General features: G+C 61.0%; 16 protein-coding genes. 7 read left to right on the forward strand and 9 right to left on the reverse strand.

The genetic code is table 11. The annotated features are described in order from the left end of the window. Positions 1-42 precede the first annotated feature (42 nt). Both ACORQT_RS12270 and fes read right to left on the reverse strand, forming a co-directional pair. Positions 43-267, reverse strand: coding sequence for an MbtH family protein (locus tag ACORQT_RS12270; protein ID WP_033643114.1), 225 nt, complete (start codon positions 265-267; stop codon positions 43-45). Between the two features lie 29 nt (positions 268-296). Beyond that, positions 297-1604, reverse strand: coding sequence for an enterochelin esterase (fes, locus tag ACORQT_RS12275; RefSeq protein WP_232091361.1), 1308 nt, complete (start codon positions 1602-1604; stop codon positions 297-299). A gap of 202 nt (positions 1605-1806) precedes the next feature. Here fes and ACORQT_RS12280 point away from each other — a divergent pair, with 202 nt between their 5' ends. After that, on the forward strand, positions 1807-3996 hold the full coding sequence (locus tag ACORQT_RS12280; RefSeq protein ID WP_164058019.1) for a TonB-dependent siderophore receptor: 2190 nt from the start codon (positions 1807-1809) through the stop codon (positions 3994-3996). Between the two features lie 740 nt (positions 3997-4736). Here ACORQT_RS12280 and ACORQT_RS12285 read toward each other — a convergent pair. Next, entirely contained in the window at positions 4737-5357 is a 621-nt protein-coding gene (locus tag ACORQT_RS12285; RefSeq protein WP_042784528.1) for a helix-turn-helix transcriptional regulator, read from the reverse strand. Between the two features lie 513 nt (positions 5358-5870). Here ACORQT_RS12285 and ACORQT_RS12290 point away from each other — a divergent pair. Together ACORQT_RS12290 and ACORQT_RS12295 are read left to right on the forward strand one after the other, a co-directional pair. After that, positions 5871-6218 carry an antibiotic biosynthesis monooxygenase family protein gene (locus ACORQT_RS12290; RefSeq protein ID WP_089191770.1) on the forward strand — a complete coding sequence of 116 codons (348 nt, stop codon included), beginning with the start codon at positions 5871-5873 and terminating at the stop codon, positions 6216-6218. 542 nt (positions 6219-6760) lie between these two features. After that, complete coding sequence (locus ACORQT_RS12295; protein ID WP_033643119.1) at positions 6761-8035, forward strand: Glu/Leu/Phe/Val family dehydrogenase; 1275 nt, start codon at positions 6761-6763, stop codon at positions 8033-8035. 39 nt (positions 8036-8074) lie between these two features. On the opposite strand, the gene ACORQT_RS12300 is transcribed toward ACORQT_RS12295, so the two are convergent. Next, positions 8075-9613 carry a long-chain-fatty-acid--CoA ligase gene (locus ACORQT_RS12300; protein ID WP_164057825.1) on the reverse strand — a complete coding sequence of 513 codons (1539 nt, stop codon included), beginning with the start codon at positions 9611-9613 and terminating at the stop codon, positions 8075-8077. Positions 9614-9746: 133 nt separating this feature from the next. On the opposite strand from ACORQT_RS12300, the gene ACORQT_RS12305 reads away from it, so the two are divergent. Beyond that, positions 9747-10316, forward strand: coding sequence for a DJ-1/PfpI family protein (locus ACORQT_RS12305; RefSeq protein ID WP_164057826.1), 570 nt, complete (start codon positions 9747-9749; stop codon positions 10314-10316). A 7-nt stretch (positions 10317-10323) separates the two neighbouring features. Here the strand turns inward: ACORQT_RS12305 and ACORQT_RS12310 are convergent, their stop codons facing one another. The 5 genes from ACORQT_RS12310 to ACORQT_RS12330 all read right to left on the reverse strand — a co-directional run bounded on the left by ACORQT_RS12310 (position 10324) and on the right by ACORQT_RS12330 (position 17455). Beyond that, positions 10324-10677: a DUF1493 family protein gene (locus ACORQT_RS12310; protein WP_033643122.1), complete on the reverse strand. Its 354-nt coding sequence runs from the start codon at positions 10675-10677 to the stop codon at positions 10324-10326. Between the two features lie 157 nt (positions 10678-10834). Beyond that, positions 10835-12277, reverse strand: coding sequence for an efflux transporter outer membrane subunit (locus ACORQT_RS12315; protein WP_164057827.1), 1443 nt, complete (start codon positions 12275-12277; stop codon positions 10835-10837). Position 12278: 1 nt separating this feature from the next. Beyond that, entirely contained in the window at positions 12279-15416 is a 3138-nt protein-coding gene (locus ACORQT_RS12320; protein WP_164057828.1) for an efflux RND transporter permease subunit, read from the reverse strand. Between the two features lies 1 nt (position 15417). Beyond that, positions 15418-16560 carry an efflux RND transporter periplasmic adaptor subunit gene (locus ACORQT_RS12325; protein ID WP_164057829.1) on the reverse strand — a complete coding sequence of 381 codons (1143 nt, stop codon included), beginning with the start codon at positions 16558-16560 and terminating at the stop codon, positions 15418-15420. 214 nt (positions 16561-16774) lie between these two features. Further along, a complete protein-coding gene (locus ACORQT_RS12330) occupies positions 16775-17455 on the reverse strand; it encodes a class I SAM-dependent methyltransferase (protein WP_164057830.1) in 681 nt (226 codons plus the stop codon). Between ACORQT_RS12330 and ACORQT_RS12335 the strand changes: the two genes are divergently transcribed. The 3 genes from ACORQT_RS12335 (at position 17433) to ACORQT_RS12345 (ending at position 21991) form a co-directional block, all read left to right on the forward strand. Continuing rightward, a complete protein-coding gene (locus tag ACORQT_RS12335) occupies positions 17433-17654 on the forward strand; it encodes a hypothetical protein (RefSeq protein ID WP_444859421.1) in 222 nt (73 codons plus the stop codon). The genes ACORQT_RS12330 and ACORQT_RS12335 overlap by 23 nt on opposite strands. 162 nt (positions 17655-17816) lie before the next feature. Further along, complete coding sequence (gene ggt, locus ACORQT_RS12340) at positions 17817-19490, forward strand: gamma-glutamyltransferase (RefSeq protein WP_164057831.1); 1674 nt, start codon at positions 17817-17819, stop codon at positions 19488-19490. Positions 19491-19693: 203 nt separating this feature from the next. After that, a complete protein-coding gene (locus ACORQT_RS12345; protein WP_164057836.1) occupies positions 19694-21991 on the forward strand; it encodes an FdhF/YdeP family oxidoreductase in 2298 nt (765 codons plus the stop codon). Positions 21992-22033: the final 42 nt, after the last annotated feature.

A 22033-nucleotide genomic window follows, 5' to 3' on the forward strand; every position in this document is an offset into this window, starting at 1 on the left:
CCTTTTCCTCAAACGGAATGTAGCGATGTGGCTGTGCGGCGATTAACGCGGCGCATCCGCCGCTTTCAACGACGCCGGCCGCATGTCCTGCCAGTGCGCTTCGATATAGTCGATACATTCACCGCGCGACGCCGGCCCCATCAACACGCGCCATCCCGGCGGCGTATCGGCAAACTGCGGCCACAGCGAGTACTGCTGTTGCGCGTTGACCAACACGGAGAAACGGAGACTTTCGTCATCGAACGGGTTTTGTTGTTCCTGAGTCATTTGCCTTACCTGTCTGTCAAAATGTGGGATTACTTCATTGCGGAAAGCAGCCGGCGCACGCCGTCCACCAGACCGCCGCGCCAGCAGAGCGCGTCATGTCCGCCGGAATACACGCGGTAGTCGGCACGGTGTCCGGCCGCCGTCAGCGCCTGGTGCATCTGGCGATTGACGAATTCGATGTCCGCCTCCCGATCGCCGGCTTGCTGAATCACGGTGAGCGTCGGCGCGGTCGCGCCGCGCTGCCGAACCTGGCGTATCAACCAGCCTTCCTCCAACTCGTGGCGTTTTTCGAACTGGGTAACGAATTGCACCGTAGGCCACCAGAAGGAGCCGGACTGGCTCAGCACATGGCCGAAGCGCTCGGGCCAGTGCAGGCCGGCGTATAACGCCGCCAGCCCGCCGTAGCTCTGGCCGGCGACCACGGTGCGCGCCCCCTCTTCGCTGAACGGTTCGCGCCGCTGCGCCTGCGGCAGCAGTTCGTCGATCACCGCCTGCCAAAAGGCGGCGTTGCAAGGCAGCTCGTTTTCCCGGTGTTCGCCATCGATCGCATCGATCAGCAGCCAGCACGCGGGCGGCAGATGCCCTTTTGCGGTCTCGTTCTCAATCACCGGCAGCAATGCGTGCCTTTCGATCCAGTTCTGGCCGTCGAGCAGCAGCACCAGCGGGCGGTTCGCGTTGTCCGCCGCCTCGCCGGCGGCATACAGCCACACGCGCCGCCGGGTGCCCAGCCGTTCGCTGTGCCAGTGAAAAAGCTGTAGCCGCGCTTCATCCAATGGCCGATCGGCGGCCTGCCAGGCGCTTTGGTCGTCCGCGTCGGGCCCCTGAGCCAGGGAAACGGCGCGCGGGCGATAAGCCGGCCCCAGCGAGGTGCGATTCAGCGGATCGGCGATCGCCAACGGGAACAGCGATACCCACCAGGCGCGCTGCTGGCGATCGCGCAACGTTTCGTCGTCGCTGAAGACGGGAGGAAGATCCCGCGCTGTAATCGGGATCAGGCTGTAGCTGCCGCGCCAACGGCGATCGACAACGGCCGCGCCGTACCAAACGTCGGTGCCGGGGAGCCTTTTCAGGCTGCTGGGGGTCGTGCTGTGATGGTCGGTAATGCCGTTGATATCGGCATAGACCTGGCATATCGGCGAGAGCCGCTCGTCGCCGGCAGGATCGCGCCATAACCAGGTCATTCTGACGTGCTGTTCATCGTGCGCGTCGACGACAGGCGTGCCATGAGCGGCAACCTTCTGCCACCATGCGGGTTGCCCCGCCGCCGCCTCACGCAGCCAGTGCGCCGCCAATCCCTCATGGCCGTGTTCTGGCCTCTTTTCCGGCAAAAACTCCATAGCGCCCCTTACATAACGTGCGTGACTTTTACAAAACCTGACAATCGTATTGATACTCATTATCATTTTCAATACTATTTGTCGGATTTTTGCCGTCGTGCAAACGCGACGTCTCCGCGTCGACGAGGGAAAGCGTATTCATCGGCATTGCGGGGTTTATCAGGGTGGCATTACACACAAAAGTAGGCATGCAGGAGAGATAATGAATATTAGAAACAAAGGGATAGAAAACGATAGCGCAGAGGCGATGTCCGCCAACCGGCTGTTGCTGGGGGCGACGCTGGCGCTACTGCCCTTCGCGCAAAACGCTTTTGCCGCGGCGGACGAGACGATGGTGGTGACTGCCGACGCGCAGAGCAGCGTGACCGCGCCCGTCAAAGGGATCGTCGCCAAAGAGAGCGCCGCCGGCACCAAAACCGCCGCCCCGCTGAGCAAAACCCCGCAGTCCATCTCGGTGGTGACGCGCGAGCAAATGAACGACCAGGAACCGGCGTCGGTCGCCGACGCCTTGAACTACACCAGCGGGGTGATCACCACCTATCGCGGCAATTCCAACCGCAATGACGAAGTGATCAGCCGCGGCTTCCGCTACGCGCCCAAGCTGCTCGACGGCCTGCACTTTGGCCTCTCGAGCCAAAACGGCGGCGCCGGGCAGATCGATCCCTGGTTGCTGGAGCGCGTGGAAATGGTGCACGGCCCGGCCGGCGTGCTTTACGGCCAGGTCAGCCCCGGCGGCGTGGTGGTGATGACCAGCAAACGCCCTACCGCCCAGAGCATTCACGAAGTTAAATTCAGCACCGGCAACCGTCATCTGGCGGAAACGGCGTTCGACTTCGGCGGCAAACTCAACGACGACAACACCCTGTTCTATCGCCTGAACGGTATCGCCAGAACCGAACATGAGTTTGTCAAAGACAGCAAGCAGCAACGGGTGGCCATCGCCCCGGCCTTCACCTGGCTGCCGAACGAAGACACCAGTTTTACGCTGCTGACCAGCTACCAGAACGATCCGAAAGTCGGATCGCGCAACTTCCTGCCGCGCGCCGGCACGCTGTTCCCGACCAGCGCGGGCTATGTGCCCTATGACTTCAACATCAGCGAACCCAGCTTCAACAAGTCGCGGCGCGAGCAGGCGTCGATCGGCTACAGCCTCGAGCACAACTTCAGCGATGCGCTGTCGTTTACCCAGAACCTGCGTTTCACCCACCGTGATGAGGACTATAAATATCTGGTTTATAACGTAAACTCGAAGGTCAACGACCACACCGTCACCCGCATGGCGCAGCATGAAACGCAGATGACCAACGAGTTTGGCGTGGATAACCAGCTGAAGGGCCTGTTCGACACCGGCGAGGTGAAGCACACGGTGCTGGGCGGATTGGATTACCGCTACAGCCATATCGATTCGAAGATGTATCGCGATCGCGGCAACGATTACCCGATCGACTGGGCCAACCCGGTTCGCCCCAGCATCGATGGCAGCACGCTGGCGCTGGCTTCCAGCGATTTGAAGACGCTGAATCAGATCGGGGTGTATCTGCAGGACCAGCTGGCGTGGAATAACTGGAACCTGCTGCTGTCCGGCCGTCAGGACTGGTCGCAGGTCAACACCCGCGATCGCACCAGCGGCGGCAAAGAGCAGACCTACAACGATGCCCAGTTCACCGGCCGTGCGGGCCTGCTCTACGCCTTCGACAACGGCATTTCGCCGTACGTCAGCTACAGCACCTCGTTCGATCCTAACCTGTACCCGAGCGCGCCGGGCGCCGACCCGCTCAAGCCGACCACCGGCAAACAAACCGAGGTGGGCGTGAAGTACCAGATCCCGGGCGGCAACACCCTGCTGACCCTCTCCTGGTTCGACATCACCCAGCGCAATGTGGCGTCTTACAACCGTCTCACCTCCGCCTACGAGCAGATCGGTGAGGTGAAATCCAAAGGGATTGAGGCGGAAGTGCACGCTCAGCCGACGCCGGAGATCAAGCTGATCGCCGCCTACACCTACACCGACGTGGTGACCAAAGACTCCAACTCGGCGGACGAAATCGGCCACAGCCCGGCGGGCATTCCGCGCCACGCGGCGTCCGCCTGGGGCAGCTACAGCTTCCTGAGCGGTGCGCTCAACGGCCTGACCGTCGGCAGCGGCGTGCGTTACATCGGCGATGCGCCGGCCGACGCCACCGGCCAGTACGACGTGCCGCACTACACGCTGTACGACGCCATGGTGAAATATGATCTCGGCCAGGCCTCGCCGGCGCTGCGCGGTGCGGCGCTGCAGCTCAACGTGCAGAACCTGACGGACAAGAAATACGTTTCATCCTGCAGCGGCGAGTACGCCTGCTTCTACGGCAGCGGCCGCAGCGTCATCGCTTCGGTGAACTACCGCTGGTAACGAAAAGGGACGGCCAGCGCCGTAATGCTTGTCAGTTAGCGTTTTTCTGAAGGTATTGGTGACGTATTTCGGTCGATAAATGTGAGATGCACCATGAAACTCATGCGCCTCGACCGAGCAAGGGACCGTAGGCGCGGTTCCTTGCAACCCGCGCCTTTGCCCTGTCAGACGGTTGGCTTTGCCAACTGCCCTCTCTCCGCCATACCGCATTGAGGCCGGCTGCGACAGGCGTCCCTGCCTGTCTCACCTGAAACCGCCGTCCATGGCGGTTTCGCCTAATGCGCTATGCCTACGTTCGGCGTCTTCAAGGGCGCCCAACACCGCGCTCATCTCCAACTTCTCTACCACAACCTCATAAGCGACAGATTTCCCGGTAGCTGCCAGCTCAGGTGTTGACCTTGGGCGCGCATCACCGGCTGCCGAGCAAGACGGCGTTGTCAGGGGCAACCGGCCAGGGAAGGCCGGTTGAGGCGAGACTAACAGGGACGTTTGTCGCAGCCGACCCGCCCGACAATGCAGACGCGGCGAGGGTATCCGCATAGCGGACAGACGGTGTTAAGCGAAGGCGCGGGTGGAGGGGCCGCGCCTTCGGCCCCTCCAATTGCCGTTCATTGTGGTAACAGAGAAATTCGGGGTATTTACGGCAATTTTTCCTGCACGGCGCTGACAGAGACCGGATAAAAAATGCCAGTCAGGTTTACGGCCATCGCCGCCCCTTTCTTCCACCTTTCCCGCCGCGTTTACTCTTGCTTCAATTCCCGCAGATGCTTGTACACCGTAGCGCGCCCCATCGACAGCACGTTGGCGATATAGTCCGCCGCGCTTTTGGCCTTGAACGCCCCCTGATGATAGAGATCGCTGACCAGCCGCCGTTTCTGTTCGCGGCTCAGCGCGCCGAGCGCAGCGTTCTCGCGCCGCAGCCAGTCATGCAGGAAGGTATTGATCTTCTCTTGCCAGTCGTCTTTGAACAACTGTTGCGGCTGCGGCTGCAATCGCGTGACCGACAGGAACATATCCAGCGCGTTGCGGGCGTCCTCGAACATCGCGGTGCTCAGGTTGATGCACAGCAGATAGCTGGGGTTACCCTGCTCGTCGCGCGCGGCGATGCTCACCGAGCGCATCTTTTTGCCGTCCCAGTTCAGCTTCTCGTAGGGGCCGGTCACGTTGGCGCCGCCATCAAACGTGAAATCTTCCAGCCCCGCGTCGTCGCCCGGTTTGCGCTTCGACAGGTTGTTCGCCAGGTAAGCTATCTTGTTGGCGGCCAAATCGTGGATCACCACTTCCGCATTCGGGAAAAACAGGGCCGCGATGCCGTCGGCGACCGACCGCAACAGTTCAAGTTGAGAAGAAGAATTCGCCACGCTGGGGGGTCTCCGTATAGCCCGGTTTGGTTTGTTGTTCAGCCGCTTAGCATACCGCAGTTGCCGCCGCTTGCCGAGCGGATGGCGTTGTTTTCCCCCTCACCTCCGGCTGCGCCGCAAGTGACCTTTTATCCCGACGGGGGGGCATGATTGGCCATTGCCGGTCGCCGGCGAAATAACGCACGCCCCTTCAAAGTGGAAAAGGAAATAGGTTAACCACGCCGTTCATCTACCGTTTTTTTATTTAAAAACCGCCCCTTTGCCAATGACATTAATAACCGCACCACCGTTATTGAATTATTGCTTAAGGCCGTTGGCAAGTTGATTAGCAAACTCCCTTATGCAAGAAAAATCTCATACAAATCATCATGTTTTGCATAAAGCAAAGCGCCGATTCAGATTATTCCTAATTATTTATTTCAGACATCAGGAATAAATTTAACCTGCAGTACTGCAATAAGGATGCAGCTTAATTTGAGTTGTATAAGCAATTTAATTTAAAGGACTTTTATTATGAATTATGAATCCAAGGCGGTCTGTTCCGCCAACAGCTACATTATTGAAATTTCAAGTTTTAAACTGCCGGCCACACTCAGCCCTGAAGCGTTTGCCGTATTGGACAAACGCGTTGAAGAGGAATTTATCTCGAACCAAAACGGGTTTATTTCGCGTGACTCGGGCATCAGCGTAGACAATGAGCCTCGCTGGGTGAACATTGTAAAATGGGAGACGCTGTTGGATGCGGATGAAAACATCTACCAATTTACGCAAGCTTCCGCGCCGGCGTCCGTCAAAGAATATCTGGCGAGTATCGGCGCTGAACCGGTGGAATTACAACGCTATCAGCATACCGGCGCCTAATGCGTATCGGATGACCACGCCCCCGCGGCGCGGTCTTCTTTAAACGCTGATTCGCCAAACCAGAACGGGTGGCCGGCCGCTCGCGGTCACCCGTCCGTTTCAGGTGAACACGCTTTTCAGCCCACTCTTCTGCCGCAATACGGTAAAACAACCCCGAATCATGCTTCTCGCTGCCCAGGCAAAACGCGGCGGCAGACGGCATTTTAACAGGATTTTAACGCTGCCGAGGGGAAACGCCATTGTCAACATAGCAGTTAAATAAAATGAAACTTTTTGATCACATTCAAGCTTCTGAAAAATAGATATAAAGGGTTTTTATGCGTTTTATATGCATAAAGTATGCATGCGCCCGCTAACGGCCGGCGAAAAGTAATTAACTATTCATTTACCGCCCTGCAGGCGGCGAAAAACCGTCCGCTGGCCCGATGAGCGGGGGGCTAACAACCGGCATAATTAGTGGTAAATTTAGCGGCGCAAAGTGTTATGCGCTTGCTAATCCACGGTTAAACGAAATAAATACCTCTAAAATATAAAGGTTGGTTATGGAAAAGCTATCCTACGCTTCAGACAGCAGCACCACCGCTTGGGCTACATATCTGCAACAAATCGATCGCGTCGCCCCTTACCTCGGCGACCTCTCACGCTGGGTTGATACGCTGCGTCACCCTAAACGCGCTTTGATTGTCGATATCCCGCTGCAGATGGACGATGGCACCATCCGTCACTTCGAAGGCTTCCGCGTACAGCACAACCTGTCGCGCGGGCCGGGTAAAGGCGGTATCCGCTTCCACCCTGACGTCGATCTGAACGAAGTGATGGCCCTGTCCGCCTGGATGACCATCAAGTGCGCCGCGGTCAACCTGCCGTACGGCGGCGCCAAGGGCGGCATCCGCGTCGATCCGTTCAAACTGTCTGAAGGTGAACTGGAGCGACTGACCCGCCGCTACACCAGCGAAATCGGCTTCATCATCGGGCCACAGAAAGACATTCCTGCGCCGGACGTCGGCACCAACGCCAAAGTGATGGCCTGGATGATGGATACCTACTCCATGAACCACGGCACCACCATCACCGGCGTGGTAACCGGTAAGCCAATCCACCTCGGCGGCTCCCTGGGCCGTGAGAAAGCGACTGGCCGCGGCGTGTTCGTCACCGGCAGCGAAGTGGCCAAGCGTCTGGGCGTGCAGATCGAAGGCGCCAAAGTGGCGGTGCAAGGCTTCGGTAACGTGGGCAGCGAAGCGGCTCGCCTGTTCGTCGGCGTCGGCGCTCGCGTCGTCACCATCCAGGACCACTCCGCAACCCTGTTCAACGCCAACGGCATCGATCTGGCCGCGCTGACCGAATACCAGGCCAAGCACAAGCAGATCGCCGGTTTCCCAGGCGCCAGCGAGATCGAAAGCGAAGCGTTCTGGTCGGTTGACATGGACATCCTGATCCCTGCGGCGCTGGAAGGCCAGATCACCCGTCAGCGCGCCGAAATCCTCAGCGCCAAGCTGGTGCTGGAAGGGGCTAACGGCCCAACCTTCCCAGAAGCGGACGACATTCTGCGTTCCCGTAACATCACCGTGGTTCCGGACGTTATCTGTAACGCCGGCGGCGTAACGGTCAGTTACTTCGAGTGGGTGCAGGACATGGCGAGTTACTTCTGGAGCGAGTCCGAGATCAACGAGCGTATGGACAAGATCATGACCGACGCGATGGTCCACGTCTGGAACAAGGCCGCAGAGAAAGAGTGCAGCCTGCGCACCGCCGCTTATATCGTGGCTTGTGAGCGCATCCTGACCGCACGTAAAGAGCGTGGCATCTACCCAGGTTGATGCCCGTTTCCCGGCCTGCCCCGGCAGGCCGGATTTTCCTCAGCGCAAACAGCGTTTCAACACCTTACCGGTACTGGTCATCGGCAAGCGTTCGACAAACTCGATGATACGCGGATACTTGAACGCCGCCAGCCTCTCCCGGCTCCAGGCGATCAGCGCCTCTTCCTCGATCGGCTCCTCCGTCTCTTTCAACACCACCACCGCTTTGATCTCTTCACCCAGCGAAGGATGCTCGACACCGATCACCGCCACCAACGACACCGCCGGATGGCGAATCAGCGCCTCTTCAATCTCGCGCGGATAGACGTTGAACCCGCCGCGAATGATCATGTCCTTGGCCCGATCGACGATGAAATAGAAGCCGTCGGCATCGCGGCGCGCCAGATCGCCGGTGCGGAACCAGCCGTTTTCCAGCACTTCCGCCGTCGCCTCGGGACGGTTCAGATAGCCTTTCATGATGTTGTAGCCGCGCACCGCGATCTCTCCCACCTGATCGACACCGTCGATCGGTTGCCCGGTGACGTCGAGCAAGCGAACCTCCACGCCCCAGATCGGTTGGCCGATAGAGCCGGGTTTGGTTACGCGGTGCGGATGGTTAAAGGTGGCGACCGGGCTGGTTTCCGACAGACCATACCCTTCGAGAATGTTGACGCCGAAGCGGCGCGAGAAATCCTCCAGGATCTGCACCGGCAGGCTGGCCCCGCCGGACACCGCCATACGCAGCGTGCTGCGCAGGCGCTCGATATCCGTATGCTCATCCAGCGCATTCAACAACGCCCAATACATGGTCGGCACGCCGGCAAAAAAGGTAATGCCGTGCCGCTGCATCAGCGCGATGGCCTGCGCGGCGTCGAAGCGTTCGACCAGCACCAGGGTGGCGGCGGCGGAAAATCCGGCATTCATCTGCACCGTCGAACCAAACGTGTGGAACAGCGGCAACGTCACCAGATGGCGATCGGGATCCGTTTCCGAGCCGTCGAACAGCCGCACCGATCCCAGCGCGTTAAGCACCAGGTTGGCGTGGGTCAACTCCGCCCCTTTGGCCCGGCCGGTGGTGCCGCTGGTATACAGCACCACCGCCGTGTCGCTTTCGAGCGTCGCGGCCGAAGCGAACTCGGTGGCCTGTTCGGCTATCGCCGTGCTGAAACGTTCGCCTTCGAGCGGCAGCCGATCGCCGATGATAAACACCTCACGGCATTGCTCCGCCTTCGCCGCCGCCCGCAGCGCCTCTTCCCCCAACGGCAGGCCGCTGCTGCCTTCGAAGCAAAACAACGCCACCGCCGCCGAGTCCGCCAGGTAATAGTCGAACTCTGCGCTCTTAAGCAGAATATTGAGCGGCACCACCACCGCGCCGCTTTTGAGAATGCCGTAATAGATAGCCGGAAACTCCGGCCGATTGGGGCAGGCCAGCGCCACCCGTTCACCGGGCTGCACGCCGCGCGCGACCAGTAAACTCGCCACCCGGTTGGCCATTTCATTCAGCGCCCGATAGCTGAGCGGTATATCGTCCTGTATCACCGCCGGCCGTTCCGGCCAGGTGCGCGCACTTTCTTCAAGCAAGGTAGCCAGATTCAGCATCGGGGATCCTCCCTGGGTTGAGCGGCGAGAAAGCGCCGCAGTATCACGAGTATAGATAGGCGCTTTGCGGTTCGCATTCCCAGGGGCGCTGGGCTATACCTTAGGCATTCCCCCTCCTGCAGGAGTTGTGATCATGAGCAAGAAAAAAATCCTGATGCTGGTCGGCGACTACGCCGAAGATTACGAAACCATGGTGCCGTTTCAGGCATTGCAAATGCTTGGCCATTGGGTGGATGCCGTGTGCCCCGACAAAGCCGTCGGCGACTACATCCAGACCGCGATCCACGACTTTGACGGCGCGCAGACCTACAGCGAGAAACCCGGTCATCGTTTCACCCTGAACGCCGACTTTGGCGCCGCCAAAGAAGAACACTATGACGCGCTGTTGATCCCCGGCGGTCGGGCGCCCGAATACCTGCGCCTGAATCCCGACGTGATCGCGCTGGTGCAGGCGTTCGACGCCGCCAAAAAACCGATCGCTGCCGTTTGCCACGGCCCGCAGCTGCTGGCGGCGGCCGGGGTGTTGAAGGGCCGCACCTGCAGCGCCTACCCGGCTTGCGCCCCGGAGGTGCGGCTCGGCGGCGGCCATTATGCGGAGATCGGCATCGATCAGGCGCATGTCGACGGCAATCTGGTCACCGCCCCGGCCTGGCCGGCGCATCCGCAGTGGCTGGCGAAATTCGCCGAGCTGCTGGAGCAGTAACCTGGCGCTAGCGCAATTGCTCGATAAGAAAATGGATGTCGTACAGCCAGCGTTTGGCGCGCGCCGAGCGCACCAGCATCGATACGCACAGCGGCCGGGTGTGTTCTTTACAGGCGGAGGGGGAAAACCAGCGCCCGGTATTGCTCGGCGGCTGGAAATACAGCTCGTGGTTGTAATTGCTGCTGTCGACGCCGAAGGTATCGAAGTAGCGGCGCATCAGCGTGTTGGAGTCGCTGAACGACAGGTTGAGCGCGGTGTTAATCTCGGTTTCCGGGGTGATGACCGCCCCCTTCTTCTGCCGCCCTGGTGCGTTGAATGCGGCGATAAGCGCGATGACCTGTTGCTGAATGTCTTCTGCCATGACGACCTCGAGCCGATATGAAGAAAAGGTGAATGCAATTATCTGTCTGACTCTGCCCGCCGCAGCGAGTTCGGGCCGCCGCGCGGGTTTTCCGTTTCTTTACACTTTCCATAAGTAAACCGCGCGCCGCCCAACTCGCGGCGCGCGCGGTCGACGGTTAGCGGCTGAGCGCCGCCTTATCGGCGATGACGCCGTCCCCCTGCCGCTCGGCGGCAACCCCGCCGCCCAACACTTTATACAGGGTCGCCTGATTATCGTACGCGGTCTGCTGTGCGGCGATCAGCGACTGCTGCGCCGTATACAGCGTGCGCTGCGCGTCCAGCAGCGTCAGGTAGCTGTCCACGCCCTGGCGGTAACGCAGTTCGGCCAGGCGATAATATTGCTGCGCCGCCGCCACATAGCCGGTTTGCGCCGCCAGCTGTTCCTGCAGCGTGGCTTTGCGCGCCAGCGCGTCGGCGGTTTCCTGAAATGCCGTCTGCACCGCTTTCTCATAGGTGGCGACATACAGGTCTTTCTGCGCCTGGGTGTAGTTGAGCTGAGCCGTGTTATAGCCGCCGCTGAAGATCGGCAGGCTGATGCTCGGGGCGAACGACCAGACGCCGGCGCCGTGGCTGAACAGCGCCGAGAGTTCACCGCTGCCCACGCCGCCGCTGGCGGTCAGGCTGATCGACGGGAAGAATGCCGCCCGCGCCGAGCCGATGTTGGCGTTGGCGGATTTCAGATTATGCTCGGCCTGCAGCACATCCGGCCGCGTCAGCAGCACCTGCGAAGACACCCCGGCCGGCAGATTGCGCATGATTTCGCCGAGCGCATCGATACCGTCGGGCAGCAGGTTTTCCGGCACGCTTTGCCCCACCGCCAAATCCAGCGCGTTTTTCGCCTGCGCGGCGAGGGTGGCGTAGCTGGCGGCGTCCGATCGCGCCTGTTGATAAACGGTTTCCGCCGACGCCACGTCGACCAGCGACGAAATGCCGTGCTGTTGATTGTTGCGCGTCACGTCCAGCGAACGTTTGGCGCTTTCCATCGTCTGCTGCGCCACCGCCAGATTGCTGCGCTCGGCCGCCACCGCCACCCAGTCGGTGACGATATCGGCGATCAGCGTCAGACGGGTGCTTTTCGCCGCTTCCGAGTTGGCCAGATAGGTTTCGAACGCCGCCCGCGACAGGCTGGCGTTCTTGCCGAACAGATCCAGCTCGAACGCGCTGACGCCGCCCTGCGCTTCGTAGCTCTGGCTGATGGCGGTGGCATTGCCGTTGCCGGTCAGCGAACGCCCGCGGCTGCCGTCGGCGGTGGCGGTAATCGTCGGGAACAGCGCCGAGCGCTGCTCACCGTACAGGGCGCGCGCCGAGGCGATATTGGCGATCGCCTCACGCAGATCGCGGCTGCTGTTCAACCCTATCGCCACCACCTGCCGCAGCCTGGCGTCCTGCACATAGTCGCGCCAGGCGACGTCCGGGTAGCTCAACGCCTGCTTGCCGGCGGCCTCGCCCTGCGGCAGGTTGGCGGGCACCGGCGCCGCCGGGCGCTGGTAGTGCGGATCCAGCGACAGACACCCGCTCAGCAGCAGCGGTAAAGTTAACATCATGACTCGTTGCAACACGTTATTCTCCTGCCTGCGACGGTGAGTTGGTGGGCCGACGGGTAAACATGCGGCGCACCAACACATAAAACAGCGGTACGAAAAAGATCGCCAAGGCGGTGGCGGTGATCGTGCCGCCGATAATGCCGGTGCCGATGGCGATTCGGCTGTTGGCGCCGGCGCCGCTGGATACCGCCAGCGGCAGCACCCCGGCGGTGAACGCCAGCGAGGTCATCAGGATCGGCCGCAGGCGCATGCGCGCCGCGTGGACCGCCGCGCCAATCAGCGTTTCCCCCCGCTGGTGCATCTCCTCGGCGAACTCGACGATCAAAATGGCGTTCTTCGCCGACAGCCCGATGATGGTGAGCAGCGCCACCTGGAAGTAGATGTCGTTTTCCAGCCCGCGCAGCGTGATCGCCAGCAGTGAGCCCACCACGCCCATCGGCACCACCAACATGACCGCGAATGGAATCGACCAGCTCTCATACAGCGCCGCCAGGCACAGGAACACCACGATGAGCGAAATGGCGTACAGCGACGACGCCTGGCCGCTGGTCAGCCGTTCCTGATAGGACAGCCCGCTCCAGGAATAGCTGCTGCCGGCGGAGTATTTCGCCGCCAGTTTCTCCATCTCGCTCATTGCCGTACCGGAACTGACACCGGCGGCGCCCTGCCCGGTGATCTCGAACGACGACAGCCCGTTATAACGCGACAGGTTCTCCGGGCCGTAGATCCAGTGCGAAGACGCAAAGGCGGAGAACGGCGTCATGCTGCTGTCGCCCGATGCATTGGTGCCGCGCACAAACCAGCGGTCGAGGTCTTCCGGCTTGGCGCGGTACTGCACGTCGCCCTGCATATAGACTTTTTTCACCCGGTTGCGGTCGATAAAGTCGTTGATGTAGGTGCTGCCGAACGCGCTGCTGAGGGTGCTGTTGACGTCCGCGGCGCTCAGGCCGAGTGCCTGCAGTTTGCCGTTGTCGATCGCCACCTGCAGCTGCGGGGTGTCCGGCAAGGTGTTGGCGCGCACCGCCAGCAGCGCCGGGTTGTTGCCGGCGGCGGCGACGATCTGATCGCGCATCGCCTGCAGCTCGGCGCGGGTGGTCGCCCCCTTGGCCTGCAGCTCGAAGGTGAAGCCGTCGGACTGGCCAAAGCCGTCGATCGCCGGTGGGCTCATGGAGAACACCTGGGCGTCGCGCAGCGAGGCAAAGTGCGCCATGGCGCGTTTGGCGATGGCGTCGGCGGTATTTTCGCTGCCGCGGCGTTGGCTCCAGTCTTTGAGGCTGACGAACGCCATGCCGGCGTTTTGACCGCTGCCGCTGAAGCCGAAACCGTTGATGGTGAAAATGGTGCTGACGTTGGCCTTTTCCTGGTCGAGAAAATAGGCGGTCACCGCCTCGCTCACCGCCGAGGTGCGCGCGTTGGTGGCGCCGGCCGGCAAGGTGTACTGCACCATCACCGAGCCCTGATCCTCGTTGGGCAGGAAGCCGGTCGGCAAACGCAGATACATTACGGCGGCGGCGATCAACAGCAGGCCGTACAGCAGCAGATAGCGCGTTGGCCGGTGGATCACTGCGCCGACCTTGTCGGCGTACTTCGCCTGCAACCGGTCATAACCGCGGTTGAATTTGCCCAGCAAGCCTTTGTCGGTCTGCGCGTCGTGCGCGGGTTTCAGCAACGTGGCGCACAAGGCCGGCGCCAGCGTCAACGCCAGCACCACCGACAACACCATCGAGGAGACGACGGTGATCGAAAACTGGCGGTAGATCACCCCGGTGGAGCCGCCGAAGAACGCCATCGGCAGAAACACCGCCGACAGCACCAGCGCGATGCCGACCAGCGCGCCGGTGATTTCGCGCATCGATTTCTCCGTCGCCTCGCGCGGCGGCAGTTTATCCTCGCGCATCACCCGTTCGACGTTTTCCACCACCACGATGGCGTCATCCACCAATAGCCCGATCGCCAACACCATGCCGAACAGCGTCAGGGTATTGATCGAATAGCCGAACGCCGCCAGCACGCCGAAGGTGCCCAGCAACACCACCGGCACGGTAATGGTCGGGATCAGCGTGGTGCGCAGGTTTTGCAGAAACACGAACATCACTACCACCACTAACGCCACCGCTTCAAACAGCGTTTTCACCACCTCTTCGATCGAGATGTTGATGAAGTCGGTGCTGTCTTTCGGGTAGGCCACCTTGTAGCCCTGCGGCATGGCGCTTTGGTATTCCGCCACCTTGGCCTTCACCAGCTTGGCGGTGCTCAGGGCGTTGGCGCCCGCCGCCAGCTTGACCGCGATCCCCGCCGCCGGGTGGCCGTTGAGGTGCGCGCTGGCGGAGTAGTCTTCGTTGCCCAGCTCAACCCGCGCCACGTCGCCCAGCCGCACCAGCGCCCCGCTGCTGTCGCTTTTCAGGATGATATTGCGGAACTGTTCCGGCGTTTGCAGCCGCGACTGCGCCTTCACCGTGGCGGTCAGCTGCTGGTCGGCGGCGGCCGGCAGATCGCCTATCTTGCCGGCGGACACCTGGGTGTTTTGCGCCTCGATCGCCGTCTGCACGTCGGAAGGCATCAGCGAAAAGCTCGCCAGTTTGGTCGGATCCAGCCAGATGCGCATCGCGTATTCCGAGCCGAACACCTGTACGTCCCCGACGCCCTCGATGCGCGACAACGGATCCTGCAGGTTGCTGACCAGATAGTCGGAGATATCGGCCATCGTCGCCTTGTTGCTTTCGTCATACAGCCCGACGATCAGCAGAAAGCTGCTCTGGGATTTTTTGACCGTCACGCCCTGCGCGGTAACGGCGCTCGGCAGACGACTTTCCGCCTGCTGCACCTTGTTTTGCACCTGCACCTGAGCGATATCCGGATCGGTGCCCTGCTCAAAGGTGACGTTGATGCTGACCGAGCCGCTGGCGCTGCTGGTCGATGAGAAATACAGCAGGCCGTCCAGGCCGGTGAGCTGCTGCTCAATCACCTGGGTGACGCTGTTTTCCAGCGTTTCCGCGTCCGCGCCCGGGTAGGTGGCGGAGATGGCGATCTGCGGCGGTGAGACGTCCGGGTACTGCGAGACGGGCAATGAATTGATCGACATCAGACCGCACAGCATGATGATGATGGCGATCACCCAGGCGAATACCGGACGCCGGATAAAGAACTGCGCCATATCACTGCTCCCCGCGTTGGGTTTTGTCGACCGAGACGTCTACCGGCTTCACCGCAGCGCCGATCGTCACCTTGCTGGTGCCTTCGACGATAAGGCGATCGCCGTCGTTCAGCCCGCTGTCGATCAGCCAGTTGCTGCCCACCACCCGTTCGGCGCTGACGGTGCGTTGCGCCACTTTGTTTTGCGTGTTTACCACCAACGCGGTGGCTTCCCCTTTGGCGTTGCGGGTGATGCCCTGCTGCGGCGCCAGGATGGCTTTGGGATCGACGCCGTTATCCACCGTGGCGTGGACGTACATGCCGGGCAACAGCTCATGTTCGGGGTTGGGGAATACCGCGCGCAGCGTGACCGAACCGGTGGCCTCATCCACCGCCACCTCGGTCAACTCCAGCTTGCCGGCGTGGGCATAAGGCGTGCCGTCCTCCAGCTTGATGGCGACCGGCGTGACCGCACCACGCTGCAAAGCGGCCTGCTGACGGCGCAGTTTAAGCAACTGGGCGCTGGACTGGGTCAGATCGACATAGATCGGATCCAACGCGCGGATGGTGGCCAACGCATCGGTCTGGCTGGCGGTGACCAGCGCGCCCGGCGTCACCGACGAAATGCCGATGCGGCCGGCGATCGGCGCCCGCACCTGGGTATAGGCGAGATTGATGCGCGCCGTTTCCAGCGCCGCCTGATACTGCGCCACCGACGCCACGGCCTGCAGATACGCGGCTTTGGCGTCGTCTGCGTCCTGTTTGGAAACGCCGTTCTCTTTCACCAGCGCCGCATAGCGCTGCGATTTGAGCCGGGTGGATTGCACCGTGGCCTGAGCGTTTTTCAGCTGGGCGGCGGCCTGATCGTAGCTGGCCTGATAGCTGGCGGGGTCAATTTGATACAAGACCTGCCCGGCTTTCACCTCGGCCCCTTCGGTAAACAGCCGCTGCTTGATGATGCCGTCGACCTGCGGCCGCACGTCGGAGGTCATGGTGGCGTTAACCCGACCGGTCAACTCGCTGCTCAGGGTTACAGACTGGCCGCGCAACGTGACGACGCCGACCTCCCGTTCACCGCCTGCGCCCGTCGGCGCGCCGGCGTTTTGCCCATCGCAGGCGGCCAGCGACAGCGAAAGCCCCAGCGCCAAAAGCGTTTTCCTCTGCATTGCAATACGATCCTATTGAGAATGACTATTCTCAATATATCGAATGCCGGAATGCGCTTCTGAAAGGGTTGCGTAAGGATTGCGTAAAATCTTTTCGAAGCGGAAAACGGTGGCGCAATCTCGTTCAGCGTGGTTTCAGCACATTGGCGCAGCGGTTTTTAGCCAATGCAATAAAGCGTTCCACTTCAGCCGGGGGCGGCGCCGCGTGGGATTTTTAGGGTTTAACCAGCCTAAACACCGTTTTGGTGTGCCAATAGTAGTCGATCGCTGCCGAAATAGTCGGCATCCAGCCGTCCGGCTCATAGGGCACGAAGCCGGAAAAACCCAGCCTGCGGGCAGAGACCTGGAACCCCGCGGCGGAGAAAATACGCGCATAATCGTCCAGAGAACGATCCTGCACCACGGTATGCGTCTGTTCAGCCACCCTTTCGCGCCATTGCGGCCACTGCGGGTTATCGGTGTGGCAACCGGTCACCGCATAATAAACGCCGCCCGGCTTCAGCACCCGCAGCATATCGGCGGCATGCTGCGCGATATCTTCAATCAGGTAGATGACTTCATGACTGAAGGCGATATCGAAGTGATTCTCATAGCCCGTCAACCGCGTGTCGGTCTGATAAACGATCGGCAGGTTTCCTTTCAGGCGGTTGGCTTGTACGACGGATTGGCGGGCGATATCAACGCCGATCCCCTCACTAAATGGCCGAATTTGATGCAACAGGCGCAGAAAACCGCCCTGATTGCAGCCGAAGTCCAGCACCCTGACGCCGGACAGTTCGCGTTCCGGCACCAGGCTCAGCAGATGCCGCCAGATGGGCGCATGGCCTTCGGCCATGGCCTGTTCTGCGTGCGGATCGCGATACCAGGTGGGAATGCTCAAGGGTGAGTCGTTCATTATGGCCTCCTTAGGTGACTCTGATCAGCCAACCACACCCGATGATGACAAACAACCGCGTGCGCATTTTTTGAACATTCACTGGTCTGGTTTGCCAGGCGCCAACTGGGCGTGGCTGCTGCATCGCGACAGCGAACACAATCCGCTCGCCCGGCACTTCTGCCAATGGCTGCAATCGACGCTGCCGGCCGACGCATAACGCGCCACATCACGATTTGCTACTCTGGTCAGGCGGCCCCGCCTGACCGCTGCTACTTTCAATAAAGCGCTGCAACAGCCCGAATAAAACGCGCTAACCTGCTGTTTCAAAAATAATTAGTTGAATTCACCTGATAACTGAACATCGCTAAAAGGATCTTCTATGTCTGCCGGTTTATTGAAAACGATAGCTCTGAGCGTGGCCCTGGCCTGCACCGTTCCCGCCGCCTTTGCTGCCGATCTGACCGCCGGCGCGGTCGCCGCCCCGGATCAGTATGGCGCAAAAGTCGCCGCGCACATTCTGCAGGCCGGCGGCAACGCGGTTGATGCGGCGGTCGCTACCGCCTTTACCCTGGCGGTCACCTACCCTGAAGCCGGCAATATCGGCGGCGGCGGCTTTATGACGCTGTACGTCGACGGCAAACCCTATTTCCTCGACTACCGCGAAGTGGCACCCAAGGCCGCCGGCAAAACTATGTATCTGAACGAGAAAGGCGAAGTGATCGAGAATCTCAGCCTGGTGGGCAGTCGCGCCGCCGGCGTGCCGGGCACCGTGCTGGGGCTGTGGGAAGCCCACAAGCGTTTCGGCAAGCTGCCGTGGGCCGAACTGCTGACGCCGGCGATCGGCTACGCCCGGCAAGGTTTCACCGTGGCGGATCAGCAGTATCAGTACCGCGAAGACGCCAACAAGCTGTTTGCCGGTAAAACCAACTTCGGCGACTATTTCGGCGCCATGAAGCCCGGCACGGTGTTCAAACAGCCGGAGCTGGCCGCCACCCTTGAGCGCATCGCCAAATCGGGCGCCGACGATTTTTATCACGGCGAAACCGCCCGCCTGCTGGTGGCGCAAATGCAGCGCGACAACGGGCTGCTCGGCGCGGCGGATCTGGCCGACTACCGGGTGAAATGGCGTGAACCGATGCGCATCAGCTGGCGCGGCAACACCGTGTATACCGCCCCGCTGCCCAGCTCCGGCGGCATCGCGCTGGCGCAGCTGCTGGGGATAAAAGAAGATCGCGCCGCCGACTTCAAGGGCGTGCCGCTGAACTCGGCGCGCTATATCCACCTGCTGGCGGAAATCGAAAAACGCGTGTTCGCCGATCGCGCCGACTACCTCGGCGACCCGGATTTCACTAACGTGCCGGAAGCGCAGCTGATCGCCCCCGACTACCTGCAAAAACGCGCCGCCGAGATCAACCCGACGGCGATCTCGCCGACCGAGCAGGTGCGGCCGGGGCTGGAAAGCCACCAAACCACCCACTTCTCGATCGTCGATGCGGCCGGCAACGCGGTCAGCAACACCTATACGCTTAACTGGGACTTCGGCAGCGGCGTGGTGGTCAAAGGCGCCGGTTTCCTGCTCAACGACGAGATGGACGACTTCAGCGCCAAACCCGGCGTCGCCAACGCCTTCGGCGTGGTGGGCAGCGACGCCAACGCCATCGAGCCGGGCAAACGCATGCTCTCCTCGATGAGCCCGACCATCATCACCCGCGACGGCGACGTCACCCTGGTGATCGGCACGCCGGGCGGATCGCGCATCTTCACCTCGATCTTTCAGGTGATCAACAATCTCTACGATTACCATCTGCCGCTGGCGCAGGCGGTGGCCGCCCAGCGCGTGCATCACCAACTGTTGCCGAAGGACACCGTTTATTACGACAGCTTCGCGCCGCTGACCGGCAAACCGGCGGACGAGCTGAAAGCCATGGGCTACACCCTGGAAGATCAGGGCTGGAACATGGGGGATATTCAGGCTATCCGCATCGATGGCCGCACGCCGGAAACCGCGTCCGATCCGCGCGGCCGCGGCGTGGGGCTGGTGGTGAAAAAGTAACCCTCCGGCGGCCCGCCTCCGATTAGACGGGCCGCCGCTCTCCCCGCACAGATGGCCGCTGTCTCCTTTTTCACTCATCTATACTGAATCGACAGGCCTGCGTTCAACGACGGCGGCGCCTGCGGTCCGCCTTGGACGATAAGGATAATATTCATAGTAAATCAATCACCTGCATTTATCGTAAGCGGTGTCGGAGGCAATCAATAATGGCGAAAAGACGAGCAGTGCCCGGTGTTCATCCCTACGATGGGCCCGCCGGCGGTTGGGGCGCGCTGAAAGCGACGGCCATCGCCGTGCGCACTCAGATGGATACCCTGGAGGCGCCGGTAACGCTGATGCGCACCAATCAGCCCGACGGGTTTGATTGCCCGGGATGCGCATGGCCGGATAAAGAACATCGATCCACCTTCCAGTTTTGCGAAAACGGCGCCAAAGCCGTGACCTGGGAAGCGACCAGCAAACGCGTGACGGCCGAATTCCTGGCGCAAAATACCGTGACCTCACTGCTGCGGAAAACCGATTATGAACTGGAGGATTATGGTCGCCTGACCACGCCCCTGTTCTATGACGCCGGGACCGACACGCTGCGACCGCTGGCCTGGGATGAGGCGTTTCAACGCATCGCCGCCATTTTGCAGACGCTGCCGCCGGAGCAGGTGGAGTTTTATACTTCCGGCCGGGCGTCCAATGAGGCGGCCTATCTGTTCCAGCTGTTTGCGCGGGAATTTGGCAGCAATAACTTCCCCGACTGTTCCAATATGTGCCATGAGCCGACCAGCGTTGGCCTGCCCCAGTCGATCGGCATCGGCAAAGGCACCGTGTCGCTGGACGACTTTGACAGCGCGGAGCTGATTATCTCCATCGGGCACAATCCGGGCACCAATCACCCGCGCATGATGGGCACGCTGCATGAATTGGCGCGCAAAAAAGTGCCGATTATCGTGTTCAATCCGCTGCGCGAGCGGGCGCTCGAGCGTTTCACCGATCCGCAAAACGTCATCGAAATGGCGACCTACAATTCGACCCCTATCGCCTCCACCTACTATCAGGTCAAGGCCGGCGGCGACGCCGCAGCGCTCAAAGGCATTGCCAAAGCGCTGCTGCAGTTGGATGACGAACATGGCAATGCGCTGGACCACGCCTTTATTGCCGAGCACACGGAAGGTTTTGCGGATTTCGCCGCCGATCTGAAGGCCACCGATTGGGATGCGATTGAGGCGGAGAGCGGCCTGGCGCGCCGGGATCTGGAACAGGTCGCCGCCGCTTACGCGAAATCCAACGCCACCATCGTGACCTACGGCATGGGCATTACGCAGCACAATAAAGGCACCGCCAACGTACGCCTGATTGCCGATCTGCTGTTGCTGCGCGGCAACATCGGCAAACCGGGCGCCGGCATCTGCCCGCTACGCGGCCACTCCAACGTGCAGGGCAACCGCACTGTCGGCATCACCGAAAAACCCTCGGCCGATTTTTTGGCGAAGCTGGAAACGGTGTTTGGCTTCACGCCGCCCAAAGCCCACGGTCACGATGCAGTGAAATGCATGCAGGCGATGATCGACGGCGCCTCGAAGGCGTTGATCTGCCTGGGCGGCAACTTCGCCGTGGCGCTGCCGGACCCCGAGCAGAGTTTCCCGGCGATGAAAGCGCTGGAATTAAGCGTGCATATCGGCACCAAACTCAACCGCAGCCATTTGTTGGTGGCGAAAGAAACCCTCATTCTGCCCTGCCTGGGCCGTACCGAACTGGACATGCAGGCCGGCGGGCGACAATCGGTGACGGTGGAAGATTCGATGTCGATGGTTCACGCCTCGTCCGGCAAATTAAAACCGGCGTCGGAGCTGTTGCGTTCGGAACCCGCCATTGTGGCCGGCATGGCCAAAGCGGTGATGCCTGCCAGCAAGGTGCCCTGGGATGAACTGATCGAAGATTACGACGTGATCCGCGATTTGATCGAAAAAACCATCCCCGGCTTCGACGATTACAACGCGCGCATTCGTCAACCCGGCGGTTTCCGCATGCCGCTGCCGCCGACCGAGCGCCAGTGGCCGACGGCGACGGGCAAGGCGATGTTTTCCGTATTCAGCGGGCTGCATGAGGACGAGACAACGGCTGACAAAGACACGCTGCGGCTGATCACGCTGCGCAGCCACGATCAGTACAACACCACCATCTATGCTCTGGACGATCGCTACCGCGGGGTCTTCGGCCGGCGCGACGTGCTGTTCATGAATGACAGCGATCTGCAACGTTTGGGGCTGGAACATGGCGACGTGGTCGATCTGGAAACGGCGCTGCCCGGCAGCACCCAGCGCCTGGAAGGCATCACGGTGATCGCCTACAACATCTCAGCCGGTTCGGTCGGCGCCTACTACCCGGAGGCCAACGTGCTGGTGCCGCTGCATTACATCGATGAGGAGAGCGGCACGCCTTCGTATAAATCGGTGCCGATCCGCGTGAAGTTGAGATCCAAAGAGGTGCGCGCGGTCGATATCGCCTGACGGAAGCGGTTTGAGCCTTTCTCCGCATGGAGAAAGGCTTCT

The organism is Serratia sp. (in: enterobacteria) (genome assembly GCF_052400455.1).
GTDB lineage: Bacteria > Pseudomonadota > Gammaproteobacteria > Enterobacterales > Enterobacteriaceae > Serratia > Serratia ureilytica.

Bases quoted from the DNA above. Each gene is read 5' to 3' on its own strand.
- ACORQT_RS12270 (WP_033643114.1), bottom strand. From the start codon at position 267: ATGACTCAGGAACAACAAAACCCGTTCGATGACGAAAGTCTCCGTTTC.
- ACORQT_RS12310 (WP_033643122.1), bottom strand. From the start codon at position 10,677: ATGGCAGAAGACATTCAGCAACAGGTCATCGCGCTTATCGCCGCATTC.
- ACORQT_RS12295 (WP_033643119.1), top strand. From the start codon at position 6,761: ATGGAAAAGCTATCCTACGCTTCAGACAGCAGCACCACCGCTTGGGCT.
- ACORQT_RS12320 (WP_164057828.1), bottom strand. From the start codon at position 15,416: ATGGCGCAGTTCTTTATCCGGCGTCCGGTATTCGCCTGGGTGATCGCC.
- ACORQT_RS12325 (WP_164057829.1), bottom strand. From the start codon at position 16,560: ATGCAGAGGAAAACGCTTTTGGCGCTGGGGCTTTCGCTGTCGCTGGCC.
- ACORQT_RS12290 (WP_089191770.1), top strand. From the start codon at position 5,871: ATGAATTATGAATCCAAGGCGGTCTGTTCCGCCAACAGCTACATTATT.
- ACORQT_RS12305 (WP_164057826.1), top strand. From the start codon at position 9,747: ATGAGCAAGAAAAAAATCCTGATGCTGGTCGGCGACTACGCCGAAGAT.
- fes (WP_232091361.1), bottom strand. From the start codon at position 1,604: ATGGAGTTTTTGCCGGAAAAGAGGCCAGAACACGGCCATGAGGGATTG.
- ggt (WP_164057831.1), top strand. From the start codon at position 17,817: ATGTCTGCCGGTTTATTGAAAACGATAGCTCTGAGCGTGGCCCTGGCC.
- ACORQT_RS12300 (WP_164057825.1), bottom strand. From the start codon at position 9,613: ATGCTGAATCTGGCTACCTTGCTTGAAGAAAGTGCGCGCACCTGGCCG.
- ACORQT_RS12335 (WP_444859421.1), top strand. From the start codon at position 17,433: ATGCTCAAGGGTGAGTCGTTCATTATGGCCTCCTTAGGTGACTCTGAT.
- ACORQT_RS12280 (WP_164058019.1), top strand. From the start codon at position 1,807: ATGAATATTAGAAACAAAGGGATAGAAAACGATAGCGCAGAGGCGATG.
- ACORQT_RS12330 (WP_164057830.1), bottom strand. From the start codon at position 17,455: ATGAACGACTCACCCTTGAGCATTCCCACCTGGTATCGCGATCCGCAC.